17 protein-coding genes and 1 pseudogene are annotated in these 17,437 nt (G+C 72.8%); 6 read left to right on the forward strand and 12 right to left on the reverse strand.

The window, feature by feature from the left end; genetic code table 11:
- The first annotated feature begins 434 nt into the window (after positions 1–434).
- From ABZ321_RS48280 to ABZ321_RS48295, 4 genes are read left to right on the forward strand one after another with little or no spacing between them, the layout of a single operon-like run.
- Positions 435–1,049: an SDR family NAD(P)-dependent oxidoreductase gene (locus ABZ321_RS48280; RefSeq protein WP_344502880.1), complete on the forward strand. Its 615-nt coding sequence runs from the start codon at positions 435–437 to the stop codon at positions 1,047–1,049.
- A 54-nt stretch (positions 1,050–1,103) separates the two neighbouring features.
- Positions 1,104–1,913 carry a metal-dependent hydrolase gene (locus tag ABZ321_RS48285; protein ID WP_344502881.1) on the forward strand — a complete coding sequence of 270 codons (810 nt, stop codon included), beginning with the start codon at positions 1,104–1,106 and terminating at the stop codon, positions 1,911–1,913.
- Positions 1,910–2,779 carry an amidohydrolase family protein gene (locus tag ABZ321_RS48290; RefSeq protein ID WP_354903117.1) on the forward strand — a complete coding sequence of 290 codons (870 nt, stop codon included), beginning with the start codon at positions 1,910–1,912 and terminating at the stop codon, positions 2,777–2,779. The genes ABZ321_RS48285 and ABZ321_RS48290 overlap by 4 nt, the downstream gene beginning before the upstream one ends.
- Complete coding sequence (locus tag ABZ321_RS48295; RefSeq protein ID WP_354903119.1) at positions 2,776–3,369, forward strand: hypothetical protein; 594 nt, start codon at positions 2,776–2,778, stop codon at positions 3,367–3,369. Before ABZ321_RS48290 ends, ABZ321_RS48295 begins: the two co-directional genes overlap by 4 nt.
- A 67-nt stretch (positions 3,370–3,436) precedes the next feature.
- Here the strand turns inward: ABZ321_RS48295 and ABZ321_RS48300 are convergent, their stop codons facing one another.
- The 4 genes from ABZ321_RS48300 to ABZ321_RS48315 all read right to left on the reverse strand — a co-directional run bounded on the left by ABZ321_RS48300 (position 3,437) and on the right by ABZ321_RS48315 (position 8,322).
- Positions 3,437–4,195: an SRPBCC family protein gene (locus ABZ321_RS48300; protein WP_354903120.1), complete on the reverse strand. Its 759-nt coding sequence runs from the start codon at positions 4,193–4,195 to the stop codon at positions 3,437–3,439.
- Positions 4,196–4,375: 180 nt separating this feature from the next.
- On the reverse strand, positions 4,376–5,227 hold the full coding sequence (locus ABZ321_RS48305; RefSeq protein WP_354903122.1) for a xanthine dehydrogenase family protein subunit M: 852 nt from the start codon (positions 5,225–5,227) through the stop codon (positions 4,376–4,378).
- Complete coding sequence (locus tag ABZ321_RS48310; protein ID WP_354903124.1) at positions 5,224–7,608, reverse strand: xanthine dehydrogenase family protein molybdopterin-binding subunit; 2,385 nt, start codon at positions 7,606–7,608, stop codon at positions 5,224–5,226. Before ABZ321_RS48310 ends, ABZ321_RS48305 begins: the two co-directional genes overlap by 4 nt.
- Before the next feature lie 174 nt (positions 7,609–7,782).
- Positions 7,783–8,322 (reverse strand): (2Fe-2S)-binding protein, encoded by a 540-nt coding sequence (locus ABZ321_RS48315; protein WP_354903126.1) that lies wholly within the window; start codon positions 8,320–8,322, stop codon positions 7,783–7,785.
- 217 nt (positions 8,323–8,539) lie between these two features.
- Here ABZ321_RS48315 and ABZ321_RS48320 point away from each other — a divergent pair, with 217 nt between their 5' ends.
- Positions 8,540–8,821: a LysR family transcriptional regulator gene (locus ABZ321_RS48320; protein ID WP_344502888.1), complete on the forward strand. Its 282-nt coding sequence runs from the start codon at positions 8,540–8,542 to the stop codon at positions 8,819–8,821.
- Between the two features lie 3 nt (positions 8,822–8,824).
- On the opposite strand, the gene ABZ321_RS48325 is transcribed toward ABZ321_RS48320, so the two are convergent.
- The 4 genes from ABZ321_RS48325 to ABZ321_RS48340 form a co-directional block, all read right to left on the reverse strand.
- Positions 8,825–9,943 (reverse strand): XdhC/CoxI family protein, encoded by a 1,119-nt coding sequence (locus tag ABZ321_RS48325; RefSeq protein ID WP_344502889.1) that lies wholly within the window; start codon positions 9,941–9,943, stop codon positions 8,825–8,827.
- Positions 9,936–11,000, reverse strand: a complete 1,065-nt coding sequence (locus tag ABZ321_RS48330; RefSeq protein WP_354903129.1) for a VWA domain-containing protein — start codon at positions 10,998–11,000, stop codon at positions 9,936–9,938. Before ABZ321_RS48330 ends, ABZ321_RS48325 begins: the two co-directional genes overlap by 8 nt.
- On the reverse strand, positions 10,990–11,859 hold the full coding sequence (locus ABZ321_RS48335) for a MoxR family ATPase (RefSeq protein ID WP_344502891.1): 870 nt from the start codon (positions 11,857–11,859) through the stop codon (positions 10,990–10,992). Before ABZ321_RS48335 ends, ABZ321_RS48330 begins: the two co-directional genes overlap by 11 nt.
- Before the next feature lie 194 nt (positions 11,860–12,053).
- Positions 12,054–12,713 carry a nucleotidyltransferase family protein gene (locus tag ABZ321_RS48340; protein WP_354903130.1) on the reverse strand — a complete coding sequence of 220 codons (660 nt, stop codon included), beginning with the start codon at positions 12,711–12,713 and terminating at the stop codon, positions 12,054–12,056.
- Here ABZ321_RS48340 and ABZ321_RS48345 point away from each other — a divergent pair.
- Positions 12,712–13,215: an NUDIX domain-containing protein gene (locus ABZ321_RS48345; RefSeq protein WP_344502893.1), complete on the forward strand. Its 504-nt coding sequence runs from the start codon at positions 12,712–12,714 to the stop codon at positions 13,213–13,215. The two genes, ABZ321_RS48340 and ABZ321_RS48345, sit on opposite strands and share 2 nt — an antisense overlap.
- A gap of 24 nt (positions 13,216–13,239) precedes the next feature.
- On the opposite strand, the gene ABZ321_RS48350 is transcribed toward ABZ321_RS48345, so the two are convergent.
- The 4 genes and pseudogenes from ABZ321_RS48350 to ABZ321_RS48365 form a co-directional block, all read right to left on the reverse strand.
- A complete protein-coding gene (locus ABZ321_RS48350; protein ID WP_344503239.1) occupies positions 13,240–14,895 on the reverse strand; it encodes a bifunctional 3'-5' exonuclease/DNA polymerase in 1,656 nt (551 codons plus the stop codon).
- 84 nt (positions 14,896–14,979) lie between these two features.
- Positions 14,980–15,753 carry a carbohydrate ABC transporter permease gene (locus ABZ321_RS48355; RefSeq protein ID WP_344503240.1) on the reverse strand — a complete coding sequence of 258 codons (774 nt, stop codon included), beginning with the start codon at positions 15,751–15,753 and terminating at the stop codon, positions 14,980–14,982.
- Between the two features lie 155 nt (positions 15,754–15,908).
- The gene (locus tag ABZ321_RS48360) at positions 15,909–16,817 is read right to left on the reverse strand and encodes a sugar ABC transporter permease (RefSeq protein WP_344502894.1); all 909 of its coding nucleotides are present in this window, start codon (positions 16,815–16,817) and stop codon (positions 15,909–15,911) included.
- 13 nt (positions 16,818–16,830) lie between these two features.
- A pseudogene (locus tag ABZ321_RS48365) lies at positions 16,831–17,437 on the reverse strand (sugar ABC transporter substrate-binding protein); the annotation flags it as partial.

Below are 17,437 nucleotides of genomic sequence, written 5' to 3' on the forward strand. Positions count from 1 at the left end.
AGCCACGACCGACGCGGCGTCCGACCGGGGAGCCACAAAGCGGGGAGCAGCGAAACGGCGCCGTCAAGCCGGGGAGCCGCGACCGCTGCGGCGGCCGGCCGGGGAGCAGCCAAGTGGGGAGCAGCCAAGTGGGGAGCAGCCAGGCGGGAGCAGCCAAGCGGGGAGCAGCCAAGCGGGGAGCAGCAACGCAGGAAGCAGCGAACGGGGAGCAGCGAAGCGGCAACAGCGAGGCGGTGCGCGGGGCCGGCAGTACAAGCGCTGAGGCAAACCGCGACGGCCGGCACCGGCAGTACAGGAGCGGAGACAACAGCAGCGGTCGGCACGGGGGCGCGCGACGGCCTCGCCGGCCGCGGCACGACGGCAGAGAAGCTGGGGCAACCGGCGAGGCGCCCTGCGGGAACGGCACGACGAGACGACGAGAGGCTGGATGTGGCATGTACCGAACCGAGCTCAAGGGCAGGGTCGCGGTGGTGCTCGGCGGTGCTGACGGGGTCGGGGCCGCGGTGTGCCGGCTGCTCGCCGCCCGTGGGGCCCGCATCGCCGTCATCGGCGACGACGAGGCCGAGCTGCAGGACCTGGTCGACGAGCTGCGGTGGGTGGGTGCGGACGCCGTCGGGATCGTGTCGACCGGAGTGGACACGGCGTCGGTGCACGCGGGGGTGCTCACCGAGGTCGGGGTTCCCGACCTGCTGTTCGTCGTCCCGTGTACGGGTGGCGGCGGCTTCCGCGCGAGTGTCGACAGTGGACTGACGGCGACGTTCGAGGCGTTGCAGGCGTTCGTGCCGCGGATGGCGGAGGCGCGGACGGGGACGGTGGTGACGGTCGCGCCGTTCGGCACGGATGCGGCGACGAGCGCGGTCGGCGGTGGGGTGACGGCGCTCACGCAGCACGTGGCGCGGGAGGTCGCGGCGTCGGGGGTGCGGGCGAATGTCGTGTCTTGGACACCACAGGCGGAGCGGGTGGAGGATGTGGCCTTCGCCGCGGTCTACCTGGCCTCGGACGCGCCGCCGACGCTGACGGCGACCACCTTCGACGTGGCCGGCAGGTGAACGCGGCTGTAGCTCCTATGTACGAACGCGGGTCCACATGGGATAGTCCGGATCATGATGGGCTCTTCGCATGCGCTGTCCGGGGCGGCCGTGTGGCTGGCCGGCTCCTTAGCGCTGGACCAGCTCGCCGACTTCCACCAGACGCCGCTCCAGCTGGCCGTCGGCACGGCGATCTGCGCCGGTGGCGCGCTGCTGCCTGACCTCGACCTGTCGGGGCGGGTCACCACCCGGCAAGGCGGCGCGACGGTGGCGCACACGTTCGGGGTGCTGACGCTGTTCCTGGCGGAGGTGGTCGAGAAGTTCTCACTGGGCGTCTACATGCTGACCCGCCTCAAGCACGACCCGCGCCGCCGCAACGGGCACCGGACCCTGACGCACACCATCGTGTTCAACGTCGGTGTCGGGTACGGCACCCTGGCGCTGTGCAACGCGTTCGGCAAGTGGGCCGTCATGGGCGTGCTGTTCTTCGCGTTCGCCATGGCGCTGCGCGGGCTGTTCGAGCGGTGGGCGGAGCGCGCCGGCTGGCTCATCGTGACCCTCGCCGCCGCGGGGGCCGCGTACCTCGTCTACGAGCGGCTCCCCGGCGACCGCGGCTACCCGCTGCTCGGAATGGCGGTCGGCGTCGGCGGGCTCATCCATCTGGCCGGCGACATGATCACCCGGCACGGCTCCCCCATCTTCTGGCCGATCCCGACCGGCCGGCGGCTGTGGCGCAACATCGGCCTGCCGCACTCGGTGGCGCTGACCGCGGGTGACAAGACCGAGACGGTCGTGCTGCGCATCGTCTTCACCACGGTCGCGATCTTCGCCGGTTCCCTGCTGGTCGCGCCGATCCTGCTCGAACGGTTCAACATATCCGTGTGAACGATGACGACGAGGTCCCCGCGTTCTGGCAGGCGCTGGGCCTGCCCGGCCTGTTCGACGTGCACACGCACTTCCTGCCTGAGCGCATGATGCGCAAGGTCTGGGCCCACTTCGACGCCGGGGGTCCGCTCGTCGGGCGGCCGTGGCCCATCCGGTACCGCGGAAGCGACGCCGAACGGGCGGACCACCTCCGCGAGATGGGGGTGCGGCACTTCACGGCCCTGGCGTACGCGCACCGTCCCGACATGGCCGCCGACCTCAACGCGTGGACGCTCGGCTTCGCCGCTCGGACGCCGGGGTGCGTGCCGAGCGCGACGTTCTACCCGGAGCCCGGCGTGCCCGGGATCGTCGACACGGCGCTCGACGGCGGCGCCAGGATCTTCAAGGTGCACCTGCAGGTCGGTGGTTACGACCCGAACGATCCGCTGCTGGAGCCGGTCTGGGGGCGGCTCGCCGAGACCGGCACGCCGGTGGTCGTGCACGCCGGTTCCGGTCCCGTCGCCAACGGGTACACCGGACCGGGCCCGTTCGGCGAGGTGCTGCGCCGCCACCCGTCGCTCGTCGCCGTCATCGCCCACTTCGGCGCGCCCGAGTACGAGGGCTTCCTCGACCTCGCCGACCGGTACGCCAACGTCATGCTCGACACGACGATGGTCTTCACAACGTTCTTCCCGGGTTTCCCGCCGGAGCTCCTCCCCAGGGTGGAGGAGCTCGGTCTCGCGGGTCGCGTGCTGCTCGGCAGCGACTACCCCAACATCCCGCACCCTTATGCGCACCAGCTGGACTCGTTGCGGCGCCTGGGGTTCGGCGACGACTGGCTGCGGGCGGTCTGCTGGGGCAACGCGGCGGGCATGATGGAACGGTGACGAACTCCTTCCACGGCCTGGCGGAGCTGCTGCTCGCCGGCCCGCAGCACCGGCGCAGCGGCACCATCCGGCTCAGGGTCACGCCGGCCGGTTTCGCCACCGTCGCCGCACCCGACGTGCAGGCCGAGGCCGACGCGCTCGTCGTCGACGGGCGCCGTATCCCGTACGAGGGGCAGACGTTCGCCCAGCTGGCGGCGGCCGCGGGGCTGGACGTCGGCGCCGCCGAGGGCGTCTACAAGGACGGCTCCGGCGCCCGGCCCGGCGACCCGGTCGTGACCACCGGCGCGAGCACCACCCTGGGCGCCCTGGCGGTCGGCGACGCGGCGCTGCGCCTGTTCGCACCGGACCTCACGCCGGTGCTGTGGCCGGAGCACTTCGACGTCGGCATCTCGCTCGACGAGGTGAACTACGGGGTGTCCACGGGCGACTCGGCGATCCCCGAGCCGTACGCGTACGTCGGCCCGTGGACGCCGCGCGAGGGCGCCTTCTGGAACGTGTCGTTCGGTGCCGCACGACCCTTGAGCGCCCTCGGCGACGCGACCGCGGTGGCCGGGTTCTTCGCGGAGGGCCGCGCCGCCGCTGCCGGCTGAGACGAGCCCGGACGCCCGCCCTGCCGTCGCCGGAGCACCGCGGGTGGAGCGACGCGGCGGCGGGCGGTCAGCGGCGTTTGATCCACCAGATGATGCCGAACACGACGGCGAAGCTGGCGGCGGCGGTCACGACGTACGGGACGGCACGGCGCACGACCGCGCCGACTCCGCTGACGGCGAGCAGGTCGATCGGCTCCACCTCGTCATCGGGCTGCACCGACACGGAGGCCTCCGACAACGCCGTGGGCGCGGACCGCGCCCCCTCGACCGTGACCGAGTCCGACACCGCAGCCGGCTCCGACACCGCAGCCGGACCTGAATCCGAGTCCAAGGCGACCGCTGAAGCCGGCTCCGCGGCCGCGGCAGGCGCGGCGGGCCCGCCCGCGGCGAGCTTGCCGGCCAGGCAGTCGGCGAACTGGCCGATCAGCTTCGCGCTCACGTCGCCGATGAGACCGCGGCCGAACTGGGCGGCCTTGCCGGTGATGTCGAGGTCCGTGGCGACCTCGACCCTCGTGCCGCCGTCGCCGGCCTCGTGCAGCTGCGCCGTCACCCTCGCCGATGCGGTGCCGCCGCCCCGGCTGTCGGCGCCGGACGCGGTGAGCACCACCCGGTGCGCGGCCTCGTCCCGCTCGACGAACCGGCCCTTGCCCTTGAACGTGAGGCTCACCGGACCCAGCTTGACCTTGACGGTCCCGGCGAAGTCGTCGCCCTCGAAGGAGGTCAGCGCGGCGCCCGGCATGCAGGGCGCGATCCGCTCGATGTCCAGCAGCACGTCCCACGCCTGCGACGCCGGGACGGGCACGGTGAAACTGTGTTCCAGCAGCACGGTCGTCAGACCCCCAGCGCTCGGCGGCAACGGCCCGCCCGGTGATCCGGACCGCGCTTCCGACCATAGTCCCGTCGGCGCGCGCCGCGCAGCACGGCCACGCGATAGGTTCCCCGACCGGGTCCAGTGCGCCGCGGGGACGAGGGCCGCCCGGAACCGGGCGGCCCCCTGACGGGCGCCTCAGACGCCCAGCGCCCGGCACACCGCCCGCGTGGTCAGCACCCGCGCCAGGTCGCGCCGGTAGTCCGCGGAGGCGGTGAGGTCGTCCACCGGTGACGTGCCGGAGGAGGCGGAGACGCAGGCCGCCGCCACCGCCTCGGCCGTCGCCGGCGCTCCGGTCAGCGCCGCCTCGACCTCGACGGCGCGGTGCGGCACCGGCCCCATGTTGGTCAGCGCGACCCGCGCCCCGGCGATGGCGCCGTCGGAGCGGGACACCGCGACCGCCACGCCGACGATCGCCCACGCCTGCGCCGTGCGGTGGAACTTCTCGTAGTGCGCCGACCAGCCGTTCGCGCCCGCCAGCCGTATCTCGACGAGGACCTCGTCGGGGGCGAGCGCCGTGGTGAACAGGTCCACCGCGAAGTCGGCGGCGCTGACGGACCGCCGCCCGGCGGGGCCCTGGACGACGTACGTGGCGTCGAGGGCGGCCGCGACGGCGGGCAGGTCGGCGGCGGGGTCGGCGTGCGCGAGGGACCCGCCGATCGTGCCGCGGTGCCGCACCTGCCGGTCGCCGACGGTCGCCGCCGCGGCCGCGAGCAGCGGCGCGTGCCGCTGGACCAGCGGCGACGACGCCACCTCGGCGTGCGTGGTCATGGCGCCGACGACGAGCGTGTCGCCGTCGAGCCGGACCCCGCTGAGCCCGGGCACGCCGGCCAGGTCGACCAGCAGCGCGGGCGCGGCGAGGCGCAGCCGCAGCACCGGCAGCAGCGACTGCCCGCCGGCGAGCACCTTGGAATCGTCGGACGACCCGAGCGCCGCCACCGCCTCCTCCACTGTGGACGGTTTCAGGTAGTCGAACGCGACGGGGATCATGCCGCACCTCCGCGCTTGATCGCCCGCCACACCCGTTCGGGCGTGCAGGGCATGGCGATGTCGTCCACGCCGTACGGGCGCAACGCGTCGACGATCGCGTTGACGACGGCCGGGGTGGACGCGATGGCGCCGGCCTCGCCGACACCCTTGACGCCGAGCGGGTTGGAGGTCGCCGGCGTCTCCGTGCGGTCGGTGACGAGGTGCGGCAGGTCTGCCGCGCTGGGGATCGTGTACTCGACGAACGACCCGGTCAGCAGGGTGCCGGACTCGTCGTACACCGCCTGCTCGTGCAACGCCTGTGCGATGCCCTGCGCGACACCGCCGTGCACCTGCCCCTCGACGATGAGCGGGTTGACGACCTTGCCCACGTCGTCGACCGCCACGTACCGGTGGATGCTGACCCGCCCGGTCTGGGTGTCGACGAGCGTCGCGCACAGGTGGGTGCCGTGCGGGAACGAGAACGTCTGCGGGTCGAAGGTCGCGTCCGCGTCGAGGGTCGCCTCGACCCCGTCGGGCAGGTCGTGCGCCGCGAACACCGCGAACGCCGTGTCCGCGATCGTCTTCGCGGCGTCGGGTGTACCGCGGACGCGAAAGGCGCCGCCGGTGAACTCGATGTCGTCGGGGCTGCACTCCAGCATGTGCGCGGCGACGACCCGGGCCTTGTCGCGCACCTTCCGGCACGCCTCGACCAGCGCGACCCCGCCGACGGCGAGGGAACGGGACCCGTACGTGTCCAGACCCTTGTGCGACGTGCGGGTGTCGCCGTGCAGGACCTCGACGTCCTCGAACGCGACCCCGAGCTCGTCGGCGACGATCTGGCTCCACGCGGTCACGTGCCCCTGCCCGTGCGGGCTGGTGCCGGTGACCACCTCGACCTTGCCCGTCGGCAGGACCCGCACCGACGCCGTCTCCCAGCCGCCGGCGGCGTACCGCAGCGCGCCCAGGATGCGGGAGGGCGCGAGGCCGCACATCTCCGTGTAGGTGGACACGCCGATCCCGAGCTGCACGGGGTCGCCGCTGTCCCGGCGGCGCCGCTGCTCCGCGCGCAGGCCGGCGTAGTCGAACAGGTCGAGGGCCTTGTCCGTCGCGGCGTCGTAGTCGCCGGAGTCGTACACGAGGCCGGCGACCGTGGTGAACGGGAACTCGTCCGCCTTGATCCAGTTGCGGCGGCGCAGCTCGACGGGGTCCATGCCGAGCTCGTCGGCGAGGTCGTCCATGGCCCGTTCGATGGCGTACGTCGCCTCGGGCCGGCCCGCGCCGCGGTAGGCGTCGGTGATGGTCGTGTTGGTGAAGACGCCGACGCACTCGAAGCGGTACGCGGGCACCTTGTAGATCGAGTTGAACATGAACGCGCCGAGGATCGGCACGCCCGGCCCGACGAGCCCCAGGTAGGCGCCCATGTTGGCGATGAGCTTCACGTCGATGCCGGTCAGGGTGCCGTCGCGACGGGCGGTGAGCGTGATGTCCTGGATCTGGTCGCGCCCGTGGTGCGCCGACAGCATCGACTCGCCGCGGGTCTCGGTGTACTTGACCGGCTTCTGCACGCGCTGTGCGGCGAAGAAAGCGATCATCTCCTCCGGGGTGACCTGCAGCTTGCCGCCGAAGCCGCCGCCGACGTCGGGGGCGATGACCCGGATCTTGTGCTCGGGCACGCCGGTGAGCAGCGCGTAGAACACCCGCAGGATGTGCGGGATCTGGGTCGCCGACCAGATGGTGTACTCCCCCATCCCGGGGTCGACGACGACGCTGCGGGGCTCCATGAACGCGGGGATGAGCCGCTGCTGGACGTACCGGCGGCGCAGCGTCACCTCGGCGGTGGCGGCCTCTGCGGCGACGTCGGTGCCGGTGCCGGCCTGCGCGGAGTCGAAGATCCAGGTGTACGAGCGGTTGGTGCCCTTGTCGGGGTGGACGAGCCCCTCGTCGCGCGACGCGGCCTCCAGGTCCAGGACCGGCGGCAGCGGCTCGTACTCGACCTCGATCGCGTCGAGCGCGTCGGCGGCGGTGTCGCGGTCACGGGCGACGACGACGGCGACCGCCTCGCCGTGGTGGCGCACGAAGCCGTCGGCGAGCGGCGGCCGGACCGGGTGCACGATGTCCTCCGTGACCGGCCAGGCGCACGGCAGGCTGCCCTGGATCTCGGCGACGTCGGCTCCGCTGAACGCGTCGACGACGCCCGGGATCCGCAGGGCGGGGCCGACGTCGACGGCGGTGATGCGGGCGCTGGCGTGCGGGCTGCGCAGGATCGCCAGGTGCAGCATCCCGGGCAGCGCGATGTTGTCGGTCCAGCGGGTCCGCCCGGTGATGAGCCGCGCGTCCTCCTTGCGCCGGCGCGCCGCGCCGACCTCCCCCGCGGTGGCCGACGGTTCGACGACGGCGGTCATGCCGTCACCTCCGCTGCGCTCCGGCGCCGGCCTGACCCGAACCCTGCGCCCATGATGACCAGCCCTCCGCTGCGCTCCGGGCCGGTCATGCCGTCACCTCCGCTGCGCTCCGGCGCCGGCCTGACCCGAAGCCTGCGCCCATGATGACCGGCCCTCCGCTGCGCTCCGGGCCGGTCATGCCGTCACCTCATCCTTGAGTGGGACGTCCTCGCCGGCCGCCTGCAAGGCCGTTGCGGCGGACTGCACCGCACGGACGATGTTCTGGTATCCGGTGCAGCGGCACAGGTTGCCGGACAGGCCCTCGCGGATCTGCTCCTCGCTCGGCGCCGGGTTGTCGCGGAGCAGGTCGACGGCGGACAGGATCATGCCGGGGGTGCAGAAGCCGCACTGCAGGGCGTGCAGCTCGTGAAACGCCTGCTGCACGGCGTGCAGCGCCCCGCCCGGACCGGCGAGGCCTTCGATCGTGGTGACGGCGGCGCCGTCGGCCTGGACGGCGAGCACGGAGCAGCTCTTGACGGAGTGCTGGACGCCGTCGGGGTCGCCCATCAGGACCGTGCACGAACCGCAGTTGCTGGTGTCGCAGCCGACGACCGTGCCGATTTTGCCGAGACGTTCTCGCAGGTGATGAACCAGGAGGGTCCGGGGCTCGACATCGTCGACGTAGCGACTGCCGTCGACGTCGACGCTCACCCGGACGCGATGGGAAGAGGACACGCTTGACCTCCCGCGGGGACGTGCCGAAACGGCCCGTCGCGCGGCGGACGCACCCGGGCCACTGCCTGATCAGCAGATCGCACAAGCAGTGATCAACGCAACCCTCCGCGGGTCTTGACTTCGATCAGCTCCGCCAGACCAGCGACGAGACCGCCGCGGACGGCGGCGGCGAAGTGTCGGCTTCCTGACTCCCGCCCGAGTGTCGATCGACGGCGATATGGGTGAGGATCGACGGATCGACCACCACGGTGCAGCGCGGCACGAGCTGGAGGCGTTCCTCACCCTTGCGGAGGAGCTGCACTTCGGCCGCGCCGGCATGCGCCTGCACGTGTCGACGGCGCGGATCAGCCAGGCGATCAGGTCGCTCGAGCTGCGGGTCGGTGCGCGGCTGTTCGCGCGGACGAGCCGCCGGGTGGCGCTGTCACCGGACGGGCAGCAGCTGCTCAACAACCTGCGCCGCGGCCGCGACCAGCCCGGCTGCCAGCCACCGGACGGCTAGCGCCTACGACACCTCGTGGTGGATGCGGCCGGCGGTCGTCGTCAGCCGCGCGCCGCCGCCGCCCCAGCGCCCCGCGATGATCTCCGCGGCGATGCTGACGGCGGTCTCCTCCGGGGTGCGGGCGCCGAGGTCGAGGCCGATCGGCGAGGACAGCCGGCCCAGCTCCTCCTCCGTCATCCCCGCCTCCCTGAGCCGGGCGAGCCGGTCGTCGTGCGTACGGCGGGATCCCATCGCACCCACGTAGGCGAGGTCCTCACGCAGCGCCACCTGCAGCACGGGCACGTCGAACTTCGGGTCGTGGGTCAGCACGCACACCACGGTGCGCGGGTCGACGCGGCCGGCGTCCAGCTCCGCCCGCAGGTACCGGTGCGGCCAGTCGACGACGACCTCGTCGGCGCCGGGGAACCGCTTCGACGTGGCGAACACGGGCCGCGCGTCGCAGACCGTGACGTGGTAGCCGAGGAAGTCCCCGATGCGGGCCACCGACGCGGCGAAGTCGATCGCGCCGAAGACGACCATCCGGGCGGGCGGCGCGTAGGAGGCGACGAACAGCGTGAGCCCCTCGCCGCGCCGCTCGCCGTCCAGGCCGTAGTGCAGCGTGTCGGTCCGCCCGGCGGCCAGCAGCCCCCTGGCGTCGTCGGCGGCGGCCGCGTCGAGCCGTTCGGACCCCAACGACCCGGACGTGGACGCGGGCCAGACCACGAGCCGCCGTCCGATGCGGTCGTCGGGGCCCTCCACCACCGACACGACGGCGACCGGCTCGCGGGCGGTGATCGCCGCGGCGACCCGGTCCAGCTCGGGGAACGTGTCCCGCGACACCGGCTCGACCAGCAGCTCGATGATCCCGCCGCAGGTCAGGCCCACGGCGAACGCGTCGTCGTCGCTCACACCGTACCGCTGGACGACCGGCGAACCGGAGTCGACGACCTCGCGGGACAGCTCGTAGACGGCACCCTCCACGCAGCCGCCGGAGACGCTGCCGACCGCGTCGCCCTCGGGGCCGACGAGCATCGTGGCGCCGGCGGGGCGCGGTGAGCTGCGCCAGGTGCGCACGACGGTGGCCATGCCGACGGTACGGCCGGACTCCCACCAGCCGAGCAGCTCGCTGAGAACCTCACGCACGGCGGACCTCCTCAAGGACGGCGTGTAGCGCCGCCACCGTATGCCCCGCCACGAGCGCGTCGACATGCGGGAGCACCGCGGCGAGGCCGCCGGCGGTCGGGGCGAAGCCCGGACGCCCCGCGTGCGGGCTCACCCAGACGGTCCGGGCGGCGAGACGGCGCAGGTGGGCGACGGCGGCGCCGAGCCGGGCCGGCTCCGCGGACTCCCACCCGTCGCTGAAGACGACGACCGCGGCGCGGCGGGCGGCACCCCGGTGGCCGTCGCCCCGGACGAACGCGGCGACCCCGTCGGCGAGCCGGGTCCCGCCGCGCCAGTCGGGGATGAGCCGCCCGGCCTCCCGCATCGCCGCCTCCGGGTCCCGGGTCCGCAGCGCCGGGCTGAGGCGGGTGAGCCGGGTGCCGAGCGTGTACGTCTCCGTCCACCGTGGACGGTGCCGGGTGAGGGCGTGCGCGAGGCGCAGGAGGGCGTCCGCGTACGGCGACATCGACCCCGACACGTCGATCAGCAGCACGAGCCGGCGGGGTCGCGGCGCCCGCCGCTGGTGCAGCAGCGGCCTCGGCTCGCCGCCGGCCCGCAGCATCGCCCGGACGCTGCGACGGCGGTCGACGCGCCCGTGGCCCGCCGGCCGGTGCCGCCGCCCGGCGCGGGTGATGTCGGCGAGCGCCACCTGGGCGAGCAGCGCGAGGGCCTCGGCGCGTTCGGCGGGCGACAGGGTGGCGAGGTCGCGGTGGCGCAGCACCTCGGTGTCGGCGGCCCGCACGGACAGCGCCGGGTCCTGCCCGCCGGCCTCCGCCGACGGCGGCATCGTGGCCCGGAACAGGGACCGCTCCGGCAGCCGCCGCACCTGCCACGACGGGCCACGCGCCCGCGACGCCCCGGTCAGCAACGCCGCGTCGTAGCGGGCGATGTCGTCGGGCGACCCGCACAGGGTGAGCCGGCCGGCCCAGTACGCGTGGGCGACCCCGGCTGCGTCGAGGGCCTCGCCGAAGGCGGCGAGCCGGTCGGGCGTCACCGGCAGCCCCGCCGCCCGCAGCTTCGCCGCCACCTCAACGAGCACCGACGGTCCCCGCTGCCAGCTCGATGTCCTCGCGGACCTTGAGCACCACGCCGAGGGTGGCGTCGGCGAGCCCGGCGGTCAGCGTGTCCGCGGCCAGCGCGCGCAGCGCCGCGGCCCAGTCGATCGCCTCGGCGACGCCCGGCGGCTTGACCAGGTCGAGGGTCCGCAGGTGGGCGGTGGCCGCGGCGACCTGCGCGGCGAGCCGCTCGTCGAGGCCCGGCAGGCGCCGCCGCAGGATCGCGGTCTCCCGCTCCGGCGTGGGGTGGCCGACCCAGTGGTACAGGCAGCGGCGCTTCAACGCGTCGTGCACCTCGCGGGTCCTGTTGCTGGTGACGACCACGACCGGCGGCACCTCGGCGGTGATCGTGCCGAGCTCCGGCACGGTCACGGCGGCGTCGGCGAGCACCTCGAGCAGGTACGCCTCGAACTCGTCGTCGGCCCGGTCGACCTCGTCGACGAGCAGCACGCACGGTGCCCGCTCGATCGCCCGCAGCAGCGGCCGGGCGAGCAGGAACCGGCGGTGGTACAGGTCCGCCTCGAGCTCCTCCGCCGACAGGGCGCCGTGCGCCGCCGTCTCCACCGCCCGCAGGTGCAGGACCTGGCGGGCGAAGTCCCAGTCGTACAGCGCGTGCGAGGCGTCCAGGCCCTCGTAGCACTGCAGGCGGATCAGCTCGACGCCCGCGGTCTCGGCGAGCGCCGCCGCGAACGCGGTCTTGCCGACGCCGGCGTCGCCCTCCAGGAAGATCGGCCGGTGCAGGCGCAGCGCGAGGAAGCCCGCCATCGCGAGGCCCTCGTCGGCGAGGTAGCCCGCGTCGGCCAGGCCGGCCGCCAGCGCGGCCGGAGACTCGAAGTCCGGCACCGCTCCACTATGCGCGTGGATTCTCCCGGCGGCTACTGCCGCACCAGGCCGCTCCGGTTTCGGTTGCGGCGGATGTACTGGCAGCGCCCGCCGCTCTGGTTCCGGTTGCGGCAGGTGTACGGGCATTGCCTGCCGCTCCGGTCGGCCGGCCCGTCCGGCGGCTGCTGGCTCCGACTGTCCGGCTCGTCCGGCGGCTACTGCTCCGGCGGGACGTCGAGGTCGGTGTCGTCGGCGATGTCCTCGCACGGCACGGCCTGGACCTGGTCGGCGTGGGCGATCAGGTAGGCGCGCGCGCCGACGTCAGCGGTCGCGAGGGTGCTCACGCCGGCCCAGTGGTCGCGGCCGAGGATCACCGGATGGCCGCGTTTCCCCTGGTACGACGCGGTCACCAGCGCCTTCGACCCGCTGCTGGCCGCGGCGAGCAGCCTGGCCACCGCGTCGGGCCCGATGCCGGGCGTGTCGACCAGCAGCACCGCGACCGCGACCGCGTCGGCCTCCGTCTCGGCCTCGGCGACCGCCGCCAGCCCCACCCGCAGCGACGAGCCCATGCCGCTCTTCCAGGCCGGGTTCTCCACCAGCCGCGCGTCACCGAGCTGCGCCTCGTCGCGGACCCGCGCCGACTCGGCGCCCAGGACCACCACGATCCGCGTGCAGCCGCCCTCACGGAGGGTCGCCACGGCGCGCTCGACCAGCAAACGGCCGTCGTCGTGGCGCACGAGAGCCTTGGGCCCGCCATACCGGCGGCCGCCACCTGCGGCGAGAACCAGTCCGACGATCGCGCTCAGCGGGGACTCCTCCGTGCTCCTGGGTGCTCCTCGGTGCAGCCTAATACCGCCGGTACGCTCCTTGCTCATGGCCCTGCACGATCACTGCTCGTATTGCGGCGTCGCCTATGCGTCGAACGCGCCGTGGCCCCGCGTCTGCGCCTCCTGCGGCGAGACGACCTGGCGAAACCCGCTGCCCGTGGCGGTCACGCTCCTGCCGGTCGAGACCGACGAGGGTCGCGGCCTGGTCCTCGTCCGCCGCGACATCGAGCCGAAGCGCGGCGAGCTGGCCCTGCCGGGCGGCTTCATCGAGTTCGGCGAGACCTGGCAGGAGGGCATGGTCCGCGAGCTGCGCGAGGAGACCACGCTGCTGGCCGACCCCGCCGACGTCCGCCTCTTCGACGTCCAGAGCACCCCCGGCAGCAACCTCATCGTCTTCGGCGTGCTCCCCCCGCGCCCCCTGTCCGCGATCCCCGCCTCCGTGGCGACCGAGGAGTCCCTCGGCTTCGAGATCGGCGTCGGCCCCCAGCAGCTGTGCTTCCCCACGCACACCGACGCCATGGCCCGCTACCTCGCCTCCGCCGACTGGTAACCCCAGCGCCGGGCGCTGTCGTGGCTACTTGGCGTCGGAGTAGCGGTCGACGACGGCGACGTCGAGTGGGAAGCGGACCTGGGTGTCGCCGAAGAGCAGGCGGCGGGCCTCGTCGCCGGCGGTGTGGACGGCCGTCACCACCGCCGGTGCCTCCTCGGCGGGGCAGTGCACGATGAACTCGTCGTGCTGGAAGAAGACCAGCTCGGCGGCCAGGCCGGCGAGGTGCGTGCGGAGCCTGGCGAGCACGACCAGGGCCCACTCCGCGGCGGTGCCCTGGATGACGAAGTTGCGCGTGAACCTGCCGCGCGCCCGGCCCCTCGCCCCGCCGCGGGCGTCGACCTCCAGGCCGGGCTCGTCGAAGCCCTCCCGCCAGCTGACCGACGACGGCGGGCAGGTGCGGCCGAGCCAGGTGCGGACCAGCCCGCCTGCCTCGCCGGTGCGGGCGGCCTCCTCCACGAGGTCCCAGGCGGTCGGGTAGAAGCGGCGCAGGGCGGCGAGGGCGGGTGCGGCCATGCCGCCGGTCTGCCCGTACATGGCGCCGAGGAGCGCGACCTTCGCCTTCGGGCGGTCGCCGTCGAAGGCCTCGGCGGCGAGCGCGGCATAGAGGTCGCCGGCCGCGCCGGCCCGGGCGAGCCGGTGGTCGGCGGAGACGGCGGCGAGGATGCGCGGCTCGAGCTGGCCGGCGTCGGCGACGACGAAGGTCCAGCCCGGGTCGGCGATGACGGCCTTGCGCACGACCTTGGGGATCTGCAGGGCGCCGCCGCCGCGGGTGGCCCAGCGGCCCGAGACGACGCCACCGGGGATGTACTCGGCGCGGAACCGGCCGCCGCTGACCCACTGGTCGAGCCACGACCAGCCGTGCGCGACCCACAGCCGATACAGCTCCTTGTATTCCAGCAGGATCGGCACGGCGGGGTGGTCGACGTGCTGGAGCTCCCAGCGGCGCGTGTTGCGCAGCGTGATGCCCTGGCGGGCGAAGGCGCGCAGGACCTCGGCGGGCGAGTCGGGGTGGACCCGGGCCCCGAAGGCCTCGTTGAGCCGGGCGTTGAGCTCGACGAGGCGGGCCGGTGGCGCCCCCTCGATCGGTGAGGGCGGGCCGAGCAGCTCACGGAGCAGGGCGTCGTGCACGTCGGCGCGCCACGGCAGGCCGGCGGCGCCCATCTCGGCGGCGACGAGGGCGGCGGCGGACTCGGCGGCGACGAGGGTGCGCATGGCGCCGCCGCCGGGGGCCATGGACGGCGCCGCCGCCGCGCGGGTGCGCTGAGCGGAGAAGACACCGAGCACCGCATCGAGCGGCAGCTCGGAGTCCGCCGCGATGTCGAAGAGCGAGTCCTGCGCCTCGCCCGGTGGCAGGGCGGCGCGGGAGGGCGGGTCGGGCGGCACGGGGGCGCCGGTGAGCCGGGCGTGGGCGGCGGCGAGGGAGCGGGGCTGGCCCCAGTGGCCCTCGGCGCCGAGCAGGAGCGCCTCGGCGAGCTCCAGGTCGTGGCAGCGCTCGACGCGGACGCCGGCGGCGAGGAGGCGCGGATAGAGCTCGGCGGTCGACGGCCACAGCCAGCGGGGCCGGTCGCGGGCCTCGATCGCGGCGACCGCGGTGGCGAGGTCGTCGACGCGGCGCTCGGAGCCGCTCGGGGTGCCGTCGTCGGCCAGCGGTCTGATCAGACCACCGGCACCTGAGGGCATCACCGCGACGAGCACGACCGCATTACATCGCACACCCCCGACAGTTTTCGAGAAACCGCCGGGGGTGCGCGTGCCTTTGGTGGGTTACTTCACTGCGCCGGCGGTGAGGCCGGCCTGGATCTGCCGCTGGAAGACCATATACATCGCGATCATCGGAAGGATCGAGATCGTCAGGGCGGCGAACAGACCCGACCAGTCGGCCTCATAGCCCGCGGCGGTGGAGATGTCCTGGATGCCCTGGGTGAGCACCCACTTGTCCTCCGCGCCGGCCATCAGCACCAGGGGCAGCAGGAACTGGCCCCACTGACCGATGAGGTTGAAGATCGTGAGGCTGATCAGGCCCGGCTTGGCCATGGGCAGCATGACCGAGAAGAACAGCCTGGTGTGCGAGGCGCCGTCGATCGTCGCCGCCTCGGCCACCGAGTTCGGCAGCGACCGGAAGAACGAGGTCAGGAAGAAGATCGTGAACGGCAGCGAGTACGCGATGTACACGATGATCAGGCCGGTGTACGTGTTGAGCAGGCCGAGCTGCTTGACCTGGAAGAACAGCGGCACGACGGCGAGGAACGGCGGGAACGCGATGCCGGCCACGAACAGGAAGTAGATGATCCGGTTGCCGAAGAACCTGTAGCGCGCCAGTACATAAGCGGCCATCGAGCTCAGCAGCATCGTGCCGAACGTCGCGAGCGTGACGACCAGGACGCTGTTGAGCACGTACTGGCCGACGTGGGCCTTGTTCCAGGCCCGGCTCCAGTTCTCCCAGCGCAGGTGGTCCGGGAGGGTCCACGGTGCGCTGAAGATCTCCGTCGTGTTCTTGAACGACGCCAGGAACACCCAGGCCAGCGGGATGATGATCATCAGGGCCCAGATGGCGAGGAACACGTGGCCGAAGGCGCCGGCCACATTGGGCTTGCTGCGCGGGCGCTCACTCTTCGGTACCACGCGGGCACCGTGCCCGCCGCTGCGCTGACCCGGCGCGTCGCGGCCGATGGTTGTGGTCATGTCTCGGCCTCTCAGTACTCGTAGGACTCACGACGGGTGAGCCGCAGCGTGAACGCGGCGAACACCAGCGACAGCACGCACAGCGCGACACCGTAGGTGGCAGCGTCGCCGTAGCGGTTCTGCTGCATGTTGTTGTAGATCTCCAGGCCGAGCACGGTGGTCGCGCCGTCGGGTCCACCGTTGTCCTGGGCGAGCACCGACACGATGGCGAACGCGTCGAAGGCGAGGATTCCGAGGTACACCCAAGCGGTCTGGATCGTGTCCCAGAGCAGCGGCAGCGTGACGCGGAAGAACAGCGACACCTTGGACGCGCCGTCGAGCTCGGCGGCCTCGTAGATCTCGGCCGGGATGTTGGCCATACCGGCGGAGAAGAGCACCACGTAGAAGCCGACCGCCTGCCAGACGAGCACCGCGATGAGCGCGGGCAGCGCCAGGTTCTTCTCGATCAGGAAGCCGATCGGCTTCTCGAGCCCGGCCTTCAACAGCACACCGTTGATCAGGCCGGACTCGTTGGGCCGGTACACCGTCGCGAAGAGCACGCCGATGACCGGCACGGCGAGGACCTGGGGGAGGAAGAACACCACCCGGTAGAAGCTCGACCCCCAGACCCCCGACGTCTTGCCACCCCTGCCTTTGCCTCCCACGTTGAGGAGGAAGGCAAAGAACAGGGCGAATGCGATCGTGGCCAGCGGCAGGAGAACGAGAATGACTGCGTGGTGCTCCAGTGCCTGCCAGAACCGGTCGGCGTGCAGCATCCGATCGTAGTTCTCCAGCCCGACCCATCGCTTCTTGGTGAAGCCGCGCCACTGGTAGAACGACAGATTGATCGTCTGCACGTACGGCCACAGGACGAAGTACGTGTAGAGCGTTACCGGCGCAACCAGGAACCCCAGGATGAAGGGGACTCTCCCATGCCGCATGATCAGGCTCCGATCAGCGCTTGAACTTGGTGATCGACGAGTCCTTCTTGATCTCGTCGGCCTTCTTCTGGATACGCTCGACGAACTGGTCGGCCTTGATGCGACCGAACATCAGCTCGTTGGTGGCGGTACGGGCCTCCTTGTCGAGGTCCTTGTACCAGCCGTCGAAGAACAGGTTGAAGACCTCGGAGCCGGCGGCCTTCAGCGCGTCCTGCGACGACTGGGTGCCCGGGGTGAAGGTCAGGCCGTCGGTGCTGCCCAGGACCACCGTGGGCGCCTTGACGACCTCGGTGAAGCCCTTGCCGCCGGCCTTCGACAGCATCTGGCGCATGTACTCCATGCCACCCTTGGGGTTCTTGCTCTTCGCCAGGACCATGTAGCCCTCACCGGCGGTCGCGCGCAGCGCCGTCGACTTGAGCTTGTCCGAGCCGGTGACGCTCGGGGTGGTCATCATCTGGTACTTGAAGCCCTCGGGTGTGTCCTTCTTCTGCTCGTTCTCGAGCCAGTCACCCGACGGGTACATGCCCAGCTGGTACTGGTTCTGCTTGAGCTGGACGTCGGTGTGCTTGAGACCCTCGGCACCCTGCAGGTTGTACTTGGCGCCGATCTCGGCCCACGCC

It is taken from the genome of Dactylosporangium sp. NPDC006015, assembly GCF_040614215.1.
GTDB classification, from domain to species: domain Bacteria; phylum Actinomycetota; class Actinomycetes; order Mycobacteriales; family Micromonosporaceae; genus Dactylosporangium; species Dactylosporangium maewongense.

Excerpts from the sequence above, each read along its gene's own strand:
- ABZ321_RS48345 (WP_344502893.1), top strand. The coding sequence starts at position 12,712 with ATGGCCCTGCACGATCACTGCTCGTATTGCGGCGTCGCCTATGCGTCG.
- ABZ321_RS48320 (WP_344502888.1), top strand. The coding sequence starts at position 8,540 with ATGGGTGAGGATCGACGGATCGACCACCACGGTGCAGCGCGGCACGAG.
- ABZ321_RS48350 (WP_344503239.1), bottom strand. The coding sequence starts at position 14,895 with ATGCCCTCAGGTGCCGGTGGTCTGATCAGACCGCTGGCCGACGACGGC.
- ABZ321_RS48305 (WP_354903122.1), bottom strand. The coding sequence starts at position 5,227 with ATGATCCCCGTCGCGTTCGACTACCTGAAACCGTCCACAGTGGAGGAG.
- ABZ321_RS48340 (WP_354903130.1), bottom strand. The coding sequence starts at position 12,713 with ATGAGCAAGGAGCGTACCGGCGGTATTAGGCTGCACCGAGGAGCACCC.
- ABZ321_RS48360 (WP_344502894.1), bottom strand. The coding sequence starts at position 16,817 with ATGCGGCATGGGAGAGTCCCCTTCATCCTGGGGTTCCTGGTTGCGCCG.
- ABZ321_RS48355 (WP_344503240.1), bottom strand. The coding sequence starts at position 15,753 with ATGATCATCATCCCGCTGGCCTGGGTGTTCCTGGCGTCGTTCAAGAAC.
- ABZ321_RS48285 (WP_344502881.1), top strand. The coding sequence starts at position 1,104 with ATGATGGGCTCTTCGCATGCGCTGTCCGGGGCGGCCGTGTGGCTGGCC.
- ABZ321_RS48280 (WP_344502880.1), top strand. The coding sequence starts at position 435 with ATGTACCGAACCGAGCTCAAGGGCAGGGTCGCGGTGGTGCTCGGCGGT.
- ABZ321_RS48310 (WP_354903124.1), bottom strand. The coding sequence starts at position 7,608 with ATGACCGCCGTCGTCGAACCGTCGGCCACCGCGGGGGAGGTCGGCGCG.